Consider the following 16,242-nt stretch of genomic DNA (forward strand, 5'->3'; position numbering starts at 1 on the left):
TTACCGTCCCGCCAGCGCCGCCGGACTAGCCCCGCAGCGACTGATCATTGGCCTGCTCCAGCAACTTGACCGCCATCAGGTGCGGCGCCTTACCACCGAACTGGTCGACAGCTTGCTCATAGATTCTCTCGACCTGCTGGCACATCGGCAGCTCGGCCGAGACCTGGCCCGCCAGTTCTAAGGTAAGACGCATGTCCTTGAGGGCCAGACCCAGTTCGAAGGTCGGGTCGTAATCGCCGTTGAGGATGCTCGGGCCGTAACGGTCGGCGACGTAGCTGCGGCCGGTGCTGTTCTGGATGATCGCCAGCATCTTGTCGGCCGGCACACCGCCCTTGACGCCGAGCATCAGCGCCTCGGACAGCGCCACTGAATGGAGGTAGCAGAGCACTACCTGGGCGATTTTGGCGACATAGCCGGCGCCGGCCTCACCCAGGTAGTCGATACGCTTGCCGATGGCGGCGAAGATCGGCTGGCAGAGTTCGAAGGTCGCCAGGTCGCCGCCTACCAGCACAGTCAGGGTGCCCGCTGCTGCACCTTCGGCGCCGCCGGAGATAGGGGCATCGAGGGTACGGATCTGTTTTTCCGCGGTCAAGGCGCGCACTTCGCGCCACACCTCAAGGTTGTTGGTGCTCAGCTCAATCCAGATCGCGCCCTGACGTATATGAGCGATCAACCCGTCCGTCGCGCAGGCGACCTGCTTGATGATTGCGGGCGAAGGCAGTGAGGTCATCACCACGTCGGCCTCACTAATGGCGACCTCGATGCTATCGGCCCAATGCGCGCCAGCCTCCACCAGTGCCAGGGATTTGTCACGGTCGACGTCATGGACAGTCAGATCGAAGCCGCCCTTGAGCAGATTGGCCGCCATCGGCGCCCCCATGTTACCCAGACCAATAAACGCGATTTTCATCAGGTATTCTCTCCCGTATCAGACAGTCGATTGTTTGCGTAATGTGCTTGCGCCTATGGAAAAGACGCCGCCGGTCACCACCAACGCGGCTCCGACCAGGGTCCATGCATCGGGGAACTCCCCAAACACCAGCAAGCCGATGAACATCGCGAACACCAGCAGGCTGTAATTGAAAGGTTGCAGGGCTGCGGCGGGGGCATACTCCAGCGCCTTGACCAGCAACAGGTGAGCGACTATCCCGCTCACCGACAATACCCCCATCAGTCCCCATTCACCGGGACTGGGTGCTTGCCACACTGGCAAGCCGAAGGCCGTGGACGCCACCGCGCCGACCACCGCCATATACAGCATGTTGGTGGTGAAGCCGTCCTCACGACTGACCAGGCGAGTGACCAGGTTGTAGACCGCGAACGCCAATGCCGCCGAGAGCGGAATCAGCGCCGCCGACTCGAACAAGTCCAGGCCCGGGCGCAAGATGACCAAGGTGCCGAGAAAACCAATCGCCGCCGCCAGCCAGCGGCGCAAGCCGATAAACTCGCCCAGCACCACCCCGGCCAGCGCCATCGCCAGCAACGGAAAAACCGCGAACAGCGCGTGGCTTTCGGCCAGTCCCAGGTAACGCAAGCCAAGGCTGAAGATGGCGATCTCGCCGACCGACAGCAGCGAGCGCAGCAGCTGTAACCAGGGATGCCGGGTCCGCGCTGCCGCAGCGAGACCGCCGCGCCAGTGGGCATAGCCCAGGGCGAAGGCCACAAACACCCAGTAGCGCACCATGATGAACTGGGCCACCGCGAAGTCCTGCACCAGCACCTTGGTGATCGCGTCCTGGCTGGCGAACACCAGCATCGACAGCAGGCACAGGCCAATGCCGCGCTGAATGCCTGCTTCCGTGGGAGAGATCGCTTTTTCCAGAACTTCGTTCAACGCTCTCTCCCTCTGCTCAATAAACTGCCAAGCCCCACGTGTTTTAACGCTGAATCAGAACTTCGCCGTTGCTTTCCAGCCTGACCATCTGGCCGTTATGCAGATGGGCATAGCCCGCCTTATCCAGCACCAGCACTGGCACCGGTAGGTCATACAATTCGGAAACCACCAAAGCTGCTGCCATGACGTTGACATCCGGCTTACCGAGGATTAATCCGATCGGGCCTGTCCCCAGGCGCAAGGACTCGCCCAGAACCCCAGGCGTGCCCGAGGAGCCACGTGTCCCTGGCATTACCAACACCTTGCCGGTGACTTTGAGTCCGACCTGCGGATGTTGTTGATCGATGATGGTGCCGGTCAGCGGGTCATAGCCGCCCCAAAAGCTCAGGGGCTCATCAAGCACCAGTAGTTGGCCACTGACGCTGCCCGGATTTAGCACACTGGCTTTCATTAGCATTGCGCTGCCCCCCAGAAATCACCACTCCACAGGCGCTCATCGCGCCAAACCTCGCCGCTCACGGCAGACTCGACACATTCCTCCAGGCTACCGAAAACCACATCCACATCGAGAATGCCTGGGGCGTAGTAAGCCCACTTACCCGAGTTGGTCATTACACGACCCTTGATGCCGTTAACCACTGGAGTGAAGTAGGTACAGGTGTCGACCACGATTTTCACTCCAGCTTTCTCAAGCAATTCGAGCCAGCCCTGTTCACGCACCTGGCTCAGCACGTAGCGGCTGGTCGAAACATACAGCCCTAAATCCGCATGTACCTGCCGGCCAGCCAGCAAAGGAGTAAGTCGCTCGAACTCGGTATAAGAAAAATGGGGTGTCCCCAGGCATACCGCACTGACCTTACCCGCCGCGCTGGTGGTCAGAGCATCACGAGCTTGAATGAGCATCTGCGGCGTCACTGCGATCACCCGCGCAGGCTCCGCACCGTGGAAGGCATCGCTCAGGGTTTTCGCCTCAGGGGTAATGCCAACGGCGTGGAACAGTGCGACCGAACCCGAGGCTGCGCTGGCCGCCGAGATCGCCTTCAACTGATCTTCAGTCGTCGATTTCGGCAAGCCTTGGATGACAGGCACGCTGTTGCCGGCTTCACGCCCCAGCACGATGCCGAGGACGTGGTAGAAAATGTCCTGTTCAAGCAACTTCTGCGGAATCCCTTCCAAACTGAAGAGAATCTCGCCCTTGCGGCATTCGTCACGATGCAGACCGGCATAAGGCGCACGGCCGGTAATTGCCGCGCAGATGTCGAGAAAATCGCCGTACTTATTGGTTCTTGCACCCAGTACCGAGTTGTAGAAGGCCACAGCATTGGACTCTGAACCGACGATCTGGTCGCCGACTTTAGGTCGCACCTTGTACTGATAGGGCGCACAGGTCCACACCACCTCGCAGCCCAGTTGCTCATATATCTTCATCAAACGACGTGCACCCAGCACAGCTTCGCTATTGGCCTTTTCCGGGCGTAACTCCGGATGCAGCAAGTCGACCAGACCGACATTAGTCTTGGTCGGCACCGCAACCTTGACGCCATCGGCCAGCAGAAACTCAGCAAAGTCGAGTCCGACCTTGCCGCTGTAGAAACAGCTGTTGACATGGGCCATCGAGACATCAATCAGGCGTTCGGCACCCATCGCCTCGGCAGCCTTGACCATCATCTGCATGGCCACACGCCGAGCTTTGCCCTCGTCGCCTGACAGCAGGCGCCTATCGTACTCACTGAGTTCTACCATCACCGCTCTTAACTCTCCGGCCAATATTGGCCGCCATCAAGACCGCAGCCATTGCAACACATCACGGGCGACCACGACTGCAGCGCGGGACCACCCGTCAGCCGCCTAACCGAGCGCCATATTTACTGACGCGGGTAGAGGGTTTCGGTATGGCCGTCCACACCGACGATCTGTCCCGAGACATGCCGGCCATAGTCGGAACAGAGGAAGCAGATCATATCGGCGATTTCCTCAGGGTCGACGTAGCACTGCATGGACACGCCGATGCCATAGAGCCGGCGGACCTCTTCGGGGTCGATGCCTTCGGCCTCGGCATGGGCCTTGATCACTCGCTCCATGCGCTCGCCGTTGACGTTGCCCGGAACGATACCGTTGACCCGGATATTGTCCTGGCCCAGCTCCATGGCCAAGGTCTTGGTGAAGCCGGTGACCGCCCATTTCGCCGCCACATAAGGGCTGCGATTGGGAAAACCGAGGATGCCCGCGGCCGACACCAGGTTGATGATCACCCCGCTCTTCTGCTTACGGAAGGTCGGCACCGCACGGCGCGCGCAATAGAACTGCGAGTCGATGCACACACTCATGCAGGCGCGCCATTCCTCATTGGTGACGTGCTCGACCGGCTTGGTCGGTCCACCGATACCAGCATTGTTGATCAGAATGTCGAGACCGCCCGGCAGGAACTCATCGAACATGGCGTCCACTGCATTCGGGTCAGATACGTCGGAAACGAAAGTCGTGATGCCATCCGGCAACGTCGAAAGCGCCTCGGCATCGACGTCACAAGTAAACACCTCAGCGCCAAGCTTGTGCATGGCCAAGGCCGTGGCACGGCCCATGCCGGCACCGCCGGCAGTGATGAAAGCGCGCTTACCTTTCAGAGAAACCTGCATCAGAGACTCCTATTTATTGTTGTCGATTCAAGGTTGATCAGTACTTGTAGGATGGGTCGATCCGGTCAACCTGGCGCAGCAACGCCGGCCACTCGTACTTGCCCGGAACGAACGCGGCGTATTGCTGCGCGGCTTTCTCCCACATCTCCGGCTTGGTTTCGGCCAGCGGCAAACCGGTGGCGCACACCTGCAGCATGTTGGCGCAAGCGCGCACCAGATAATGCATGTTCATGAAGGCTTCGCCGGCGGTTTCACCTACGGTCAGGAAGCCGTGGTTACGCATGATCAGACACTTGTTGTCACCCATGTTGTCGGCGATGCGCAGGCTCTCATCGGTGTCTACCGACAGCCCTTCCCACTCGTGGTACCCGATCTTGCCGTAGAGCATCGAGGAGTCCTGCACCAAGTGCACAACGTCGCGAATCGCGGTGGCGGCAAGGCCAGCTGGCGCGTGGGAATGGAACACGAACTTAGCGTTCGGGATGCTCAGATGGATGCCGCGATGGATGACGAAACCGGCGGTGTTCACCTCGGGCGGACCGTCCAGTACGTTGCCGTGCTCGTCGATCTTGATCAGGTTGGACGCAGTGATTTCGGTATTGTGCAAACCGAAATGGTTCATCAAGAAATGGTGGTCGGTGCCCGGCACCCGCGCGGTAATGTGGTTCCAAACAATATCGTCGTAACCGTAGACGTTCGCCAGGCGATGCATCGCTGCCAAATCAACACGAACATTCCACTCGTCTTGGGTGAAGCGCGGCTTGGCCGACGTGGCCCCCTCGAACTCTGCCATCGATACATCCTCCGCTAGTTGTCGCTGCCCATGAATCCGCATTTTCGGCGGAATGAGCAAAAACTACCATCATGGTTAATGGTTGACAATCATTTATTAACAAATAAATCTCGGCGTAACCACACTCTGATTTGAGAGATGAAAAATAGGAGAGGTAGGGCCACCTCACACTCTGAGAGAGTGACCACTCGCGCTTTGGGCAGTGCTGACGAACCTTCAAGTCAAAAGCGGTTTTCATGTCCATCGCCACCGCTTCGATTCGGGCACAACCCTCTGGCCCCAATTCCTCGAAGAACGGCCTGACCGCCGCACGGCTGCGGCCTTCGTCGATCCACAGCACTCGGAGCTAGAAAAAAGCCATGCTTGTGGCAGGACAATTAAGCTCTGTTCACAATTGTTGACAATCATCAATAAACGAATCACGCTTCTCCCAAACCCCACGCACACCTTGGCGCGAGGACGGTAAATCGGCTTATATCCGCCCCTCAATGGACGGACGATATTTGAATTTTTTGTGCAAAAAGGAGCGATTGCGGCTGAATTTCGTACGTTCCTTGATGCCACATTTCAGGAGATCGCAATAAGCCTCGAAATGATTGTGCACTGCCGGCTTACCTTGAGGGCTTATCAAATGACACCGCTGAATCAAGAGGTTAACTCCGTTACACAGCATTACTCTCCGCAATCAATCGGCTTCCTTCTGCTGGAAGATTTCACCCTGATTTCATTGGCATCGGCGGTTGAGCCATTACGCATGGCAAATCAGCTTTCGGGTAGAGAGTTGTATCGATGGTTCACCTTGAGTAAGGATGGCGAGCCGGTATTTGCCAGTGATGGTTTAAAAATTACGCCGGACGCGAGCATTGAGGCGGCCCCTACCCTTGATTCCGTGATCGTTTGCGGGGGCGTCGATATTCAGCACCGCGTGAGTCAAAAACACGTCAAATGGCTGCAATCACAAGCCCGCCAAGGCCGTCAGATCGGTGCGGTGTGCACCGGTAGTTGGGTGCTGGCCGAATCCGGATTACTGGATGGTTTCTTATACAGTGTCCACTGGGAGTGCGTAGCGGCAATGCAAGAAGCCTTTCCCCGATCGGACGTTTGCACTCGTTTGTTTTCCATTGACCGGAATCGATACACCTCTTCCGGTGGCACTGCTCCGATGGACATGATGTTGCACCTGATTGTCCGTGACCACGGCCGTGAACTGGCGACTGACATCTCCGAAATGCTCATCTATGAACGCGTCCGAAATGAACAGGACAACCAACGCGTACCACTCAGACATACGCTGGCCACCAACCAACCCAAGTTGCAGAGTATTGTCATGCTGATGGAAGCCAATTTGGAGGCGATCATCGACCTCGACGAGCTGGCACGTCACGTAGCCCTTTCCCGTCGTCAGCTGGAGCGTCTGTTTCAGAGATACTTGGACTGTACCCCCTCGCGCTATTACCTCAAATTGCGTTTGGTCCGGGCACGCCAGCTGTTAAAGCAAACCTCTATCTCCATCATCGAAGTAGCATCGATATGCGGCTTTGTCTCCACTCCTCATTTCTCCAAGTGCTACCGTGGGTATTTCGGTGTTTCTCCCCATTACGAACGCACTAGCCAGAACAGCTTTGTGGCGTTGATGCAAGTTCCTGAGAGTCTATTACAGAACGCACTATCCCCGGCCCACGCGGCATTAAGCCGTGCACAAAGGGAGCCCTCCTTCGCAAGCGTGAAGGTTTAATTTTCCTATAAATGATAGCTGCTTAGCGGCGATCACTGAATCGCTTCAGCCTGGCGCGACTGCGGTCGCGCCGGACATTCGGTGGTTAATTGAGCTTGGCGATAACGTTGTCAGCGACATCCTTCGGTGTAACCGGCCGGCCAAGCCGGTTCTGTCGCATTAACAACGATAGGCAGCCAAAAATCGGCAGTCTGTTGCTTAGGCGGCCAGAAGATAAAACTGTTCGGCAGGTGACAGCCCTTCACCTTGCGGATGTTGAAGCTGCCCTTTGCGGATCATCTGTATCAATTCAATGCCTGCCAGTAACGTTTGTGCTCGACGAAATGACTTGAATCCCAACATCGGTCGTATTCGTCTTTTGATGTTGCGGTGATCCTGCTCAACTAAGTTGTTCAGGTATTTGTTTTGCCGAACGGTGATCCCTTCAGCTTGGTCGGCATTGAGCACCGCCAGGGCAGCGGTATTGGCACCACTTTTGTCGATGGTCACGACCTCAGGCTTGCCACACTGGCGGATGGCTTTGCGGAAAAAACGCAATGCTGCGTTGGCATCCCGGTTAGCGGTCAACAGAAAATCGATGGTCTGGCCATCAGTGTCCACGGCGCGGTACAGGTACTTCCAGTGGCCGCGGATTTTGATGTAGGTCTCATCCATTCGCCAGCGGCGTCCCACGGGACGCTGGTATCGACGCAAGACCGTATTCAGCACGGGAGCCAGCCTAATAACCCAGCGATGCAGCGTGGAATGATCAACGACAATGCCGCGCTCCGCCATCATCTCTTCAATGTTACGCAGGCTCAGGGCGTAAGCCAGATACCAGCGAACACACTGGGCGATAACATCAACGGGATAATGGAGGCGTTTGAAGGTTTTTCGGATCAGCGACATCTGAGGCAGTGGCTTCATGGAAAACAACAGGTTACCTCACACGGGCTTAGTGCAACAGAACCGTTTATCTTGAGCACTAACCAACTCATGATCCACACGTTCAAAATCTATCTGTGCAGTCTGATCCGCTCATTGGGATCAGACTGTGGAGGGACTTGAACAAGACTCCCGTATAATCAGTTCAACATCCAGTGCCGACGGAGCAGCGACCTCCTCGCCGCTCAGTCTAGAAATTAAATACTCAGCAGCCTTCAGGCCAATCTGCTGTTGAGGCGTTCGTAATGTCGTTAATGGAGGAGATAAGTTAAGCGCAAGCCACGTATCATCGAATCCAGTAATAGAAACATCTCGAGGCACATCAACACCTAAAATTTTACTTTCAAAAACAGCCCCATAAGCGAAAGGATCAGAACCACAAATTATTGCTGTGGGCCGAGGACAACGGGACATTAAATATCTAAACGCGTCCTGCCCATGCTCAATCCCGAAAGGTCTCTCGATAACGAACTCATCTGATAATCTTAATTCACGCTGCGCCAAAGTATCGCGCACACCCTGGAGGCGACTACACGCCCTATCGTTGCCATTTAAGATACCAGATATCATAGCAAAACGGCTGTGACCTAGACCTATTAAGTATTCCGTGATTTTGCTAGCCGCATCATAATTATCAAACCCAACACAAGGATGTTTATCCGCGTCATCTGTAGTCCAAGTTATAACATAGGGTATTCTGCTATTATTAAGAAGACTATAAGCTGATTCATCCCGAGAACCACCTATTAGCAATACAGCATCCACCCCATGAGACACCATTTTCCTAATATGACTATACTCTTTTTCGGCGTCATAATTGGTTGATGCAACCACCATAGTGTAACCTGACCTAGAAATGCAGTTCTGGAACGCCTCAAGAGCTCGCCCAAAAAGTGTGCTATCTAAGGACGGAACAATAGCCCCGATCATATACGACTTATTCGAAGCAAGGGTGCGCGCAGCAGCGTGAGGAACGTAACTCAAGATATTAATTGCAGCCTCTATCTTCCGCCTACTACGCTCACTGACTACATCAGGGTTATTTAAACAGCGCGACACTGTCGCTGAAGACACCCCTGCGTATCGAGCCACATCATCTAAGGTTGAGTTCTTTAACGGGTCGATTTTTTTTCTCATACAATTAGACTCATACGCCGTAAACGAAAAAAATCCCAGAAACCAGATCACACTTGACTCAAAAAATTTATTCATGGGGATCGAAAGAGCAAGGTATAAAACAATGATTCCATCAGCTAAAATTTAGCCATTCTTAGGCCACCACTAAAAATCAAATAACCAACCAGATATCATACCATATATGACAGAGCCCTTCCAATGCACGTCTGCGACTTACGTCTCCTCATCATGATCGCTGCCAGCAGGATCACTTGAGCGCAACGGCTAAGGTGCTGGCTGATGGTGACCGAGTCAACGACTCAGTTCGACTTGATCTTCTGGGCCAAGGATCTCTCTGTCGAAGCGTGGCTTGAGTCGCCGGCATTTCATCGGCCAGCGTCCAGCGGAGGCCGCCAACGACATAAAACCGCACCTCACACGCACCTTCAAACTGTCCAACGATCCAAACTTCGAAGAGAAATTTTGGGATGTCATTGGGTTGTATCTGGATCCACCGGATAAGGCATTGGTGCTCTATTGCAATGAAAAAAGCCAAGTTCAGGCCCTTGAGCGAACCCAGCCAGGACTGCCTTTGGGAAAAAAAGGCATATCCGCATACAATCGTACGATTATCTCCACCATTGCGCCTTCACATTGTTCACTGCGCTGGATCTTCAGGGACGCTTGATCAGTTCCATCGAGCGCCAACAACGGCATCAGGAATAGCTGGTGTTTCTCAAGAAGATCAATCGCGAAACGCCCAGCATCTTCAGCTGCATTTGATCGTCGACAACTACGCCACGCACAAGCATCCGAAGGTGAAGGTATGGCTTGAGAAGTACAAACGCTTCCACATGCATCTACCCCCGAGGGGGAAGATATTTTTAACAAGATACAGCGAGCCCGTGAGGCAAAGACCTCACAGGCATGAGTAGCTATATTTATGAGGCAGCACACTAAGTACATCTATTGACTCATTCATTTCGCCTTTTAAAACGCCCCTGCACGATACGATCAATAACCATAGCACAAAGCAATATCGCAACACCGGCTAGAAGCCCCTGCCCCTTTGCTGCGTACTGCAAAGCCATTAACACATCTGAGCCAAGCCCTTCAGCGCCAATGAGAGAAGCAATAACAACCATCGATAAACACATCAAAATGGTTTGATTAACACCAGCCATAATACTTGGCATCGCTAATGGAATCTCGACATCCAGCAAAAGCTTCCGACTGTTGCAACCAAAGGCTAACGCGCCTTCAACTATCGAGGGCGGTACTTGCCTGATCCCTAACGCAGTTAATCGCACCACAGGAGGAAGTCCAAAAATTATGGTTGCTATAATCCCTGGGGGCTTGCCTGTTCCAAAAAACGCGATAATAGGAATCAAATAAACAAACGCCGGCATTGTTTGCATAAAATCAAGGGCTGGCTCAGTAATAACTTGAGCATAACGATTCTTCGCACACCACACACCCAGTGGCACTCCAATTAGTACACACATAGTTGCAGCCGTTCCCAGCAGAGCAATGGTTGACATGCTTTTTTCCCAAAAGCCCATGAATGCTAGGTAGGCTAACGCCGCGACAGTGAATACCGCGACTCTCGGCCCCGCTAAACGCCAGGCCATAATTACAATCACCAACATCGTAACCGGCCAAGGTGTATGCACCAATATTACCTCGAGAGTGTCGAGCAGAGCACTGATACCACTTGTTATACCACCAAAAAATACAGAACCTTTAGACGCGATAACGTCAAAAGCCGCATCTAGCCAATTTGCGACGAACGAATAAAAAGACTTATCACTTGGGAACTTAATTAAATATACTAGTGGGTTCTCCGCGGTATACCGGTAAATGGTCAGCGGAAATATTAGAATCAACAAGACAACACCAAATATCAGATTTTTTACGCTGAAGCCAATTTTCTCAAGCTTATTAATACGCCACCGGCAATACTTCTTTTCGTATGCCAGGTTGCCTAGAAACCCTTGAGCGACCATGATTATCAGGAGCCCAAGCGCTCCCAACAACAACAGTTGACTAGCCCCGTGTGCAGCAAGGGACGCTGCCGCTGTGGCATTTTCAGCGGCCTGCTGTAGGTTAGCAGTAGTTCGCTGCAAGGATTCTGCATTACTTGCACCTGAGTCGATTGCGACCTGAGCCTTTATTGACATCTCCTGTGCCTTCATGCTCAATCGCGCCGCGCGTGAAAGCTGGTCAGCTCCTAATTCCCCCCATAGCCCCCTCCCGACCTGGACCAGTGCTAATAAATTAGCCATAGCGCTAAGCCAGAAGAAGCCCCACAGACTACGAGAGGCTGCCCAGAACGGCCCCAGTAAAGCCGCATAAAAATTAAAAGAAACCGAAATACCGCTACTAGACTGTATTCTCATGAATTGTCTGGCATAGTAGTTTCCGTTACGCCCGGCGAATTGCTGGACGGAATTATCAAGCTCTACTGGTACATGGCCGTTCTGATTAGCCGTCATTTTGATTTCCTCCTTTTATGCCGAGCAATAGAGTATTCTTACTTATCAATCCAACATCTACACCGGTGGCATTAGTCACGACTATTGGCAACTCTGAAGAGACTGATATATCGATCAAATGTTCAAGAGACGTATGCTCATTGACGCGAGGGGCTTGCGCAAGACTCATACCGACGGGCACAGAGTTACTGTCGATGTCTCGCATTATGGAGCGAGCACTAACAAGCTTAAGATTGGAAATATCCTTCACGAAATCTGCCACATAATCATCTTCAGGATGCATTACAATTTGCTCCGGCGTACCAACCTGAATAAGTTGCCCATCTTTCATGATCGCAATACGGTCTCCGATCCGGATAGCCTCATCAAGATCATGTGTGATGAACACCGTGGTCTTCTTTAGCGTCTTGGTCAATGAAACAAACTGGTTCTGCAACTCCCTCCGTATTAGTGGATCTAATGCACTAAATGGTTCGTCCATCAAAAGTACTTCAGGATCACTGGCCAAAGCTCGGGCAAGCCCAACGCGCTGCTGCATACCACCCGATAACTGTGCGGGGAAGTGATCTTCGTAGCCTCCAAGATTAACAAGCGACAGTGCTCGCTGAGAGATCTCCCAGCGTTTAAATTTAGGTATGCGCTGAACCTCCAAGGGAAACGCGACATTTTCTATCACGGTCCGGTGTGGCAAAAGAGCCATATGCTGGAACACCATACCAATATGCTTGGCGCGGATATTTAATAGCTCGTCATGTGTTAGATTCGACATATCATGGCCTAAAACCTTGATACTGCCGGCTGTAGGTTCAATCAGACGATTCAAGTGTCGAATTAGTGTTGACTTCCCACTTCCGGAAAGCCCCATGATGCAAAATATTTCACCACGCTGTACTGTAAACGAAACATTTGCTATTCCTACTACACAGCTAAATCGCTTTAGGACACTTGGTTTATCAAGTCCTTCTGTAGTGATTGCGTTCATGACCTCGGCGGGATTATGGCCGAAAATTTTCCAGACTCCATCTAAGCTAATCACATCTGCTTGCATGTCCAATCCTCCAATATTCTCTCTGCTACCGCGCCGAATCTAAGTCCGATGCCACTTGGATCCACAATCGCCACCGCCAATAGACCAAAGCTATATCCGCCAAGGCTTGCGGGAAGGGCATTAAACGACCTTACTTTGATAGCCATAACCTCCTAACTTATTTTTAATATTCACATATTTGGATAACTTGGTCCGCCTCCGCCTTCCGGAGCGACCCAGCGAATGTTCTGGGCAGGATCCTTGATATCGCAGGTCTTACAGTGCAGACAGTTCTGTGCATTGATTTGAAAACGCTTGCCCGCCTCTTCGTCTAGCACCTCGTAGACACCCGCCGGACAGTAGCGCTGAGCCGGTTCGAGGTAACGCGGCAGGTTGCGCTGCAGCGGTACATCCGGGTCCAGCAGTTGTAGGTGGCAGGGCTGATCTTCGACATGATTGGTGTTGGAGAGGAATACCGAGGACAGCTTGTCGAAGCTCAGCACGCCATCCGGCTTCGGATAGACGATCGGCTGACACAGCGCCGCCTGCTTCATTTGGGCATGGTCAGGGACATTGTCGCGCAGACGAATCGGCAGTTTGCCGCCGAACAGGTTCTGATCGATGAAGTTGAAGGCGCCACCGAGTACCTGGCCGAACTTATGTAGCGCGGGGCCGAAGTTGCGACTGTTGTGCAGCTCCTCGTAGAGCCAGGAGGCTTTGAAACGTTCAGTGTAGGCCAGCAACTCATTGCCGCCGCCGTCGCCTTGGCGCAGTGCCTCGAACACCACCTCGGCCGCCAGCAGGCCCGACTTCATCGCCGTATGGGTGCCCTTGATCTTGGCGAAGTTCAAAGTCCCGGCGTTGCAGCCGATCAGCAGCCCGCCCGGGAACGTCATTTTCGGCAGGGCATTGAAGCCGCCCTTGGTAATGGCCCGCGCGCCATAGGCAACACGCTTACCGCCTTCCAGGTACTGGGCCAGCGCCGGGTGGTGCTTGAGACGCTGAAACTCATCGAACGGGCTGAGGTGCGGGTTCGAATAGTTCAGGTCGACGATCAGACCGGCGACGACCTGATTATTGTCACCGTGATAGAGGAAGAAGCCACCCGAGGTGCCATCGCTGAGCGGCCAACCCGTTCCATGCACGACCAGGCCAGGGCTGTGCTTGCTCGGGTCGATGTCCCAAAGCTCCTTGATACCCAGACCGTAATGCTGGCAGTCGGCGTCCCGATCTAGGTCAAAGCGCCGATACAGCGTCTTGCCCAAGTGACCGCGGCAGCCCTCGGCGAACAGGGTGTACTTGGCATGCAGCTCCATGCCCGGTATGTAGCCATCGTTGGCCTCGCCGTTGCGCCCGACCCCCATGTCGCCGGTGGCTATGCCCTTGACCGAACCATCCTCACGGTAGAGCACTTCGCTCGCCGCGAAACCGGGAAATATTTCGACGCCCAAGGCATCGGCCTGCTCAGCCAACCAGCGGCAGAGGTTGCCTAGACTGATGATGTAGTTACCGCTGTTGTGCAGGGTCTTGGGGACCATCCAGTTAGGCAACTGCAGGGCACGCTGTTGATTTTGCAGCAGCAGGATCTTATCTTGCGTCACGGGGGTATTCAGCGGAGCACCGCGCTCGGCCCAATCGGGAAACAGCTCATCCAGCGCACGGGTTTCCAAGATCGCCCCCGAGAGGATATGGGCACCAACCTCGGAGCCCTTCTCGACCACACAGACACTCAATTGCTGCCCTGCCGCCTGGGCCTGCTGCATCAGTTTGCACGCGGCGGTCAGCCCCGATGGGCCTGCGCCGACGATGACAACATCGAACTCCATTGATTCGCGGGCAATCTCGTTCATTGGATTCACCTTGATATAAACATGAATCAGTGACTGAGCGAGCGCTGCCGCGCCGCCTCAAGGGTGTTGCGCAACAGACAGGCCACCGTCATCGGGCCGATACCACCGGGCACCGGGGTCACTCCGCCGGCGACATCCTGCGCGGTGGCGTAGTCGACGTCGCCGACCAGGCGCGACTGCCCCTGCGCATCCTCAACCCGGTTGATCCCCACATCCAGTACAGTGGCGCCCGGTTTGATGTGGTCGACCCCGATCAACCCCGGGCGACCGACGGCTACTACCAGGATATCGGCCTGACGGCACTCTTCGGCCATGTTGCGGCTGCGCGAGTGCACCGTGGTCACCGTGCAGCTGGCATTGAGCAGCAACTGCGCCATCGGCTTGCCAACGATGTTGGAGCGCCCGACCACGACGGCCTTCAGGCCAGACAGGTCACCCAGTCGGTCTTGCAACAGCAGCAAGCAACCCAGCGGGGTGCAGGGCACCATCACCGGCTTACCGCCACTCAAGCGCCCGACATTGTAGGGGTGGAAGCCGTCGACATCCTTGCCCGGGTCGATCGCCTCGAGCACCGCCGCCTCACAGATACCCGCGGGCAACGGCAGCTGCACTAGGATTCCGTCGACATTGTCGTCGCGGTTGAGCGAGTCGATCAGGGCCAACAACTCGGCCTCGCCGGTGTCGACGTCGAGCAGATGCGGAAAGGACGCAATGCCCACCTCTGCGGCCTGACGCATCTTGGTCCGTACATAGACCTGACTGGCCGGATCGCTGCCGACCAGCACCACCGCCAGGCCCGGTTTGCGTCCCGTTTCAGCAGTAAAGCCAGCCGCCCCGACCGCTATTTCTTGACGCAGTTGATCGGCGAAGGCCTTGCCGTCAATGCGCACGGCAGGGATGGACTCGTGTTGGATTTTGGTTGCCAGATCACTCATCAATGCAAGTCCTCTATTTTAGAAAACGACGGTGCGTAGCCCGTTCTGGAACACACGGTGGGACACGTGGTATTTCACAGCCCGTGCCAGCGCCTGGGCTTCCATGTCGCGCCCAATCTGGGTCAGTAGCAACGCATCGTGGGAGTGGTTCACCCGTTCGACCATCTGCTCGATGATCGGCCCCTCGTCGAGGTCGCCAGTGACGTAGTGCGCCGTTGCCCCGATCAGCTTCACGCCGCGGTCGTAGGCCTGGTAATAGGGTTTAGCGCCCTTGAAGCCCGGCAGGAAGGAGTGGTGGATGTTGATGCAGCGTCCGGCCAGTTGCTTGCTCAGCGAATCGGAGAGTACTTGCATGTAGCGCGCCAGTACCACCAACTCGGTGCCGGTACTTTCGATGATTTCCAGTAATCGGGCTTCCTGCTCCGGCTTGGTTTCTTTGGTCACCGGTAAATGGATGTACTCGATGCCTTCATGCTCGGCCATCGCCCGCAGATCTTCGTGGTTGGAGACGATGGCGGTGATGTCGATCGACAGTTCACCAGTCGCACGACGATAGAGCAGGTCGCGCAGGCAGTGGTCGTACTTCGACACCATGATCAGCACCTTGGCGGGCTCCGTAGTGTCGTGAATCTCCCAATCCATTTCGAAACGCAGCGCGGTGACCTCGAAGGCAGCCTTCAACTGCTCGACGCTGAACGTGCGTTCGCCCTCAAAGACGAATTCGATGGTGGAGAAAAAGCGGCCGGTATCCAGATCGTCGAACTGGTGCAGTTCCTTGATGAAGCAGCCGCGGTCGGCCATGAAGTTACCGATGGCGGCGACGATACCGACGCGTCCAGGGCAGGAGACCTTGAGGATATATGAGGGTTTGTTCTTCATATCGATTCTCTTCTGACT

General features: G+C 54.8%; 14 protein-coding genes and 2 pseudogenes. 2 read left to right on the top strand and 14 right to left on the bottom strand.

Translation table 11 applies throughout. From position 1 onward, the window contains the following. Nucleotides 1-25: 25 nt before the first annotated feature. From ELQ88_RS01390 to ELQ88_RS01420, 7 genes and pseudogenes are all read right to left on the bottom strand, one after another. Nucleotides 26-910 carry an NAD(P)-dependent oxidoreductase gene (locus tag ELQ88_RS01390; RefSeq protein WP_138963158.1) on the bottom strand — a complete coding sequence of 295 codons (885 nt, stop codon included), beginning with the start codon at nucleotides 908-910 and terminating at the stop codon, nucleotides 26-28. Between the two features lie 18 nt (nucleotides 911-928). Then, nucleotides 929-1,834, bottom strand: coding sequence for a DMT family transporter (locus tag ELQ88_RS01395; RefSeq protein ID WP_228761510.1), 906 nt, complete (start codon nucleotides 1,832-1,834; stop codon nucleotides 929-931). A gap of 43 nt (nucleotides 1,835-1,877) precedes the next feature. Then, the gene (locus ELQ88_RS01400; RefSeq protein WP_228761511.1) at nucleotides 1,878-2,285 is read right to left on the bottom strand and encodes a DUF126 domain-containing protein; all 408 of its coding nucleotides are present in this window, start codon (nucleotides 2,283-2,285) and stop codon (nucleotides 1,878-1,880) included. Continuing rightward, entirely contained in the window at nucleotides 2,285-3,577 is a 1,293-nt protein-coding gene (locus ELQ88_RS01405; RefSeq protein ID WP_138963162.1) for an aconitase X catalytic domain-containing protein, read from the bottom strand. The genes ELQ88_RS01400 and ELQ88_RS01405 overlap by 1 nt, the downstream gene beginning before the upstream one ends. A 122-nt stretch (nucleotides 3,578-3,699) precedes the next feature. Beyond that, nucleotides 3,700-4,470: an SDR family oxidoreductase gene (locus tag ELQ88_RS01410; RefSeq protein WP_138963164.1), complete on the bottom strand. Its 771-nt coding sequence runs from the start codon at nucleotides 4,468-4,470 to the stop codon at nucleotides 3,700-3,702. Between the two features lie 37 nt (nucleotides 4,471-4,507). Continuing rightward, entirely contained in the window at nucleotides 4,508-5,263 is a 756-nt protein-coding gene (locus ELQ88_RS01415; RefSeq protein WP_138963166.1) for a class II aldolase/adducin family protein, read from the bottom strand. Nucleotides 5,264-5,450: 187 nt separating this feature from the next. Next, nucleotides 5,451-5,606: pseudogene (locus ELQ88_RS01420) on the bottom strand (transposase); the annotation flags it as partial. 288 nt (nucleotides 5,607-5,894) lie between these two features. Here ELQ88_RS01420 and ELQ88_RS01425 point away from each other — a divergent pair. Continuing rightward, a complete protein-coding gene (locus ELQ88_RS01425; protein WP_138963360.1) occupies nucleotides 5,895-6,998 on the top strand; it encodes a GlxA family transcriptional regulator in 1,104 nt (367 codons plus the stop codon). A 198-nt stretch (nucleotides 6,999-7,196) separates the two neighbouring features. Here ELQ88_RS01425 and ELQ88_RS01430 read toward each other — a convergent pair whose 3' ends face one another. Together ELQ88_RS01430 and ELQ88_RS01435 are read right to left on the bottom strand one after the other, a co-directional pair. Continuing rightward, nucleotides 7,197-7,886, bottom strand: a complete 690-nt coding sequence (locus tag ELQ88_RS01430; protein WP_138962948.1) for an IS6 family transposase — start codon at nucleotides 7,884-7,886, stop codon at nucleotides 7,197-7,199. 138 nt (nucleotides 7,887-8,024) lie between these two features. Next, the gene (locus ELQ88_RS01435) at nucleotides 8,025-9,059 is read right to left on the bottom strand and encodes a LacI family DNA-binding transcriptional regulator (protein WP_161599942.1); all 1,035 of its coding nucleotides are present in this window, start codon (nucleotides 9,057-9,059) and stop codon (nucleotides 8,025-8,027) included. 335 nt (nucleotides 9,060-9,394) lie between these two features. On the opposite strand from ELQ88_RS01435, the pseudogene ELQ88_RS01440 reads away from it, so the two are divergent. Then, nucleotides 9,395-9,898 (top strand): annotated as a pseudogene (locus tag ELQ88_RS01440) (IS630 family transposase); the annotation flags it as partial. A gap of 114 nt (nucleotides 9,899-10,012) precedes the next feature. Here the strand turns inward: ELQ88_RS01440 and ELQ88_RS01445 are convergent. From ELQ88_RS01445 to purU, 5 genes are all read right to left on the bottom strand, one after another. After that, nucleotides 10,013-11,533: a proline/glycine betaine ABC transporter permease gene (locus ELQ88_RS01445; protein WP_138963171.1), complete on the bottom strand. Its 1,521-nt coding sequence runs from the start codon at nucleotides 11,531-11,533 to the stop codon at nucleotides 10,013-10,015. Then, entirely contained in the window at nucleotides 11,523-12,581 is a 1,059-nt protein-coding gene (locus ELQ88_RS01450; RefSeq protein WP_138963173.1) for a glycine betaine/L-proline ABC transporter ATP-binding protein, read from the bottom strand. The genes ELQ88_RS01445 and ELQ88_RS01450 overlap by 11 nt, the downstream gene beginning before the upstream one ends. A gap of 170 nt (nucleotides 12,582-12,751) precedes the next feature. Further along, the gene (locus ELQ88_RS01455; RefSeq protein ID WP_228761532.1) at nucleotides 12,752-14,401 is read right to left on the bottom strand and encodes an electron transfer flavoprotein-ubiquinone oxidoreductase; all 1,650 of its coding nucleotides are present in this window, start codon (nucleotides 14,399-14,401) and stop codon (nucleotides 12,752-12,754) included. Nucleotides 14,402-14,436: 35 nt separating this feature from the next. Next, on the bottom strand, nucleotides 14,437-15,345 hold the full coding sequence (gene folD / locus ELQ88_RS01460) for a bifunctional methylenetetrahydrofolate dehydrogenase/methenyltetrahydrofolate cyclohydrolase FolD (RefSeq protein WP_138963175.1): 909 nt from the start codon (nucleotides 15,343-15,345) through the stop codon (nucleotides 14,437-14,439). Between the two features lie 18 nt (nucleotides 15,346-15,363). Continuing rightward, nucleotides 15,364-16,224 carry a formyltetrahydrofolate deformylase gene (gene purU / locus ELQ88_RS01465; RefSeq protein WP_138963177.1) on the bottom strand — a complete coding sequence of 287 codons (861 nt, stop codon included), beginning with the start codon at nucleotides 16,222-16,224 and terminating at the stop codon, nucleotides 15,364-15,366. Between the last annotated feature and the right edge of the window lie 18 nt (nucleotides 16,225-16,242).

Source organism: Pseudomonas sp. MPC6 (assembly GCF_006094435.1).
Lineage (GTDB): Bacteria > Pseudomonadota > Gammaproteobacteria > Pseudomonadales > Pseudomonadaceae > Aquipseudomonas.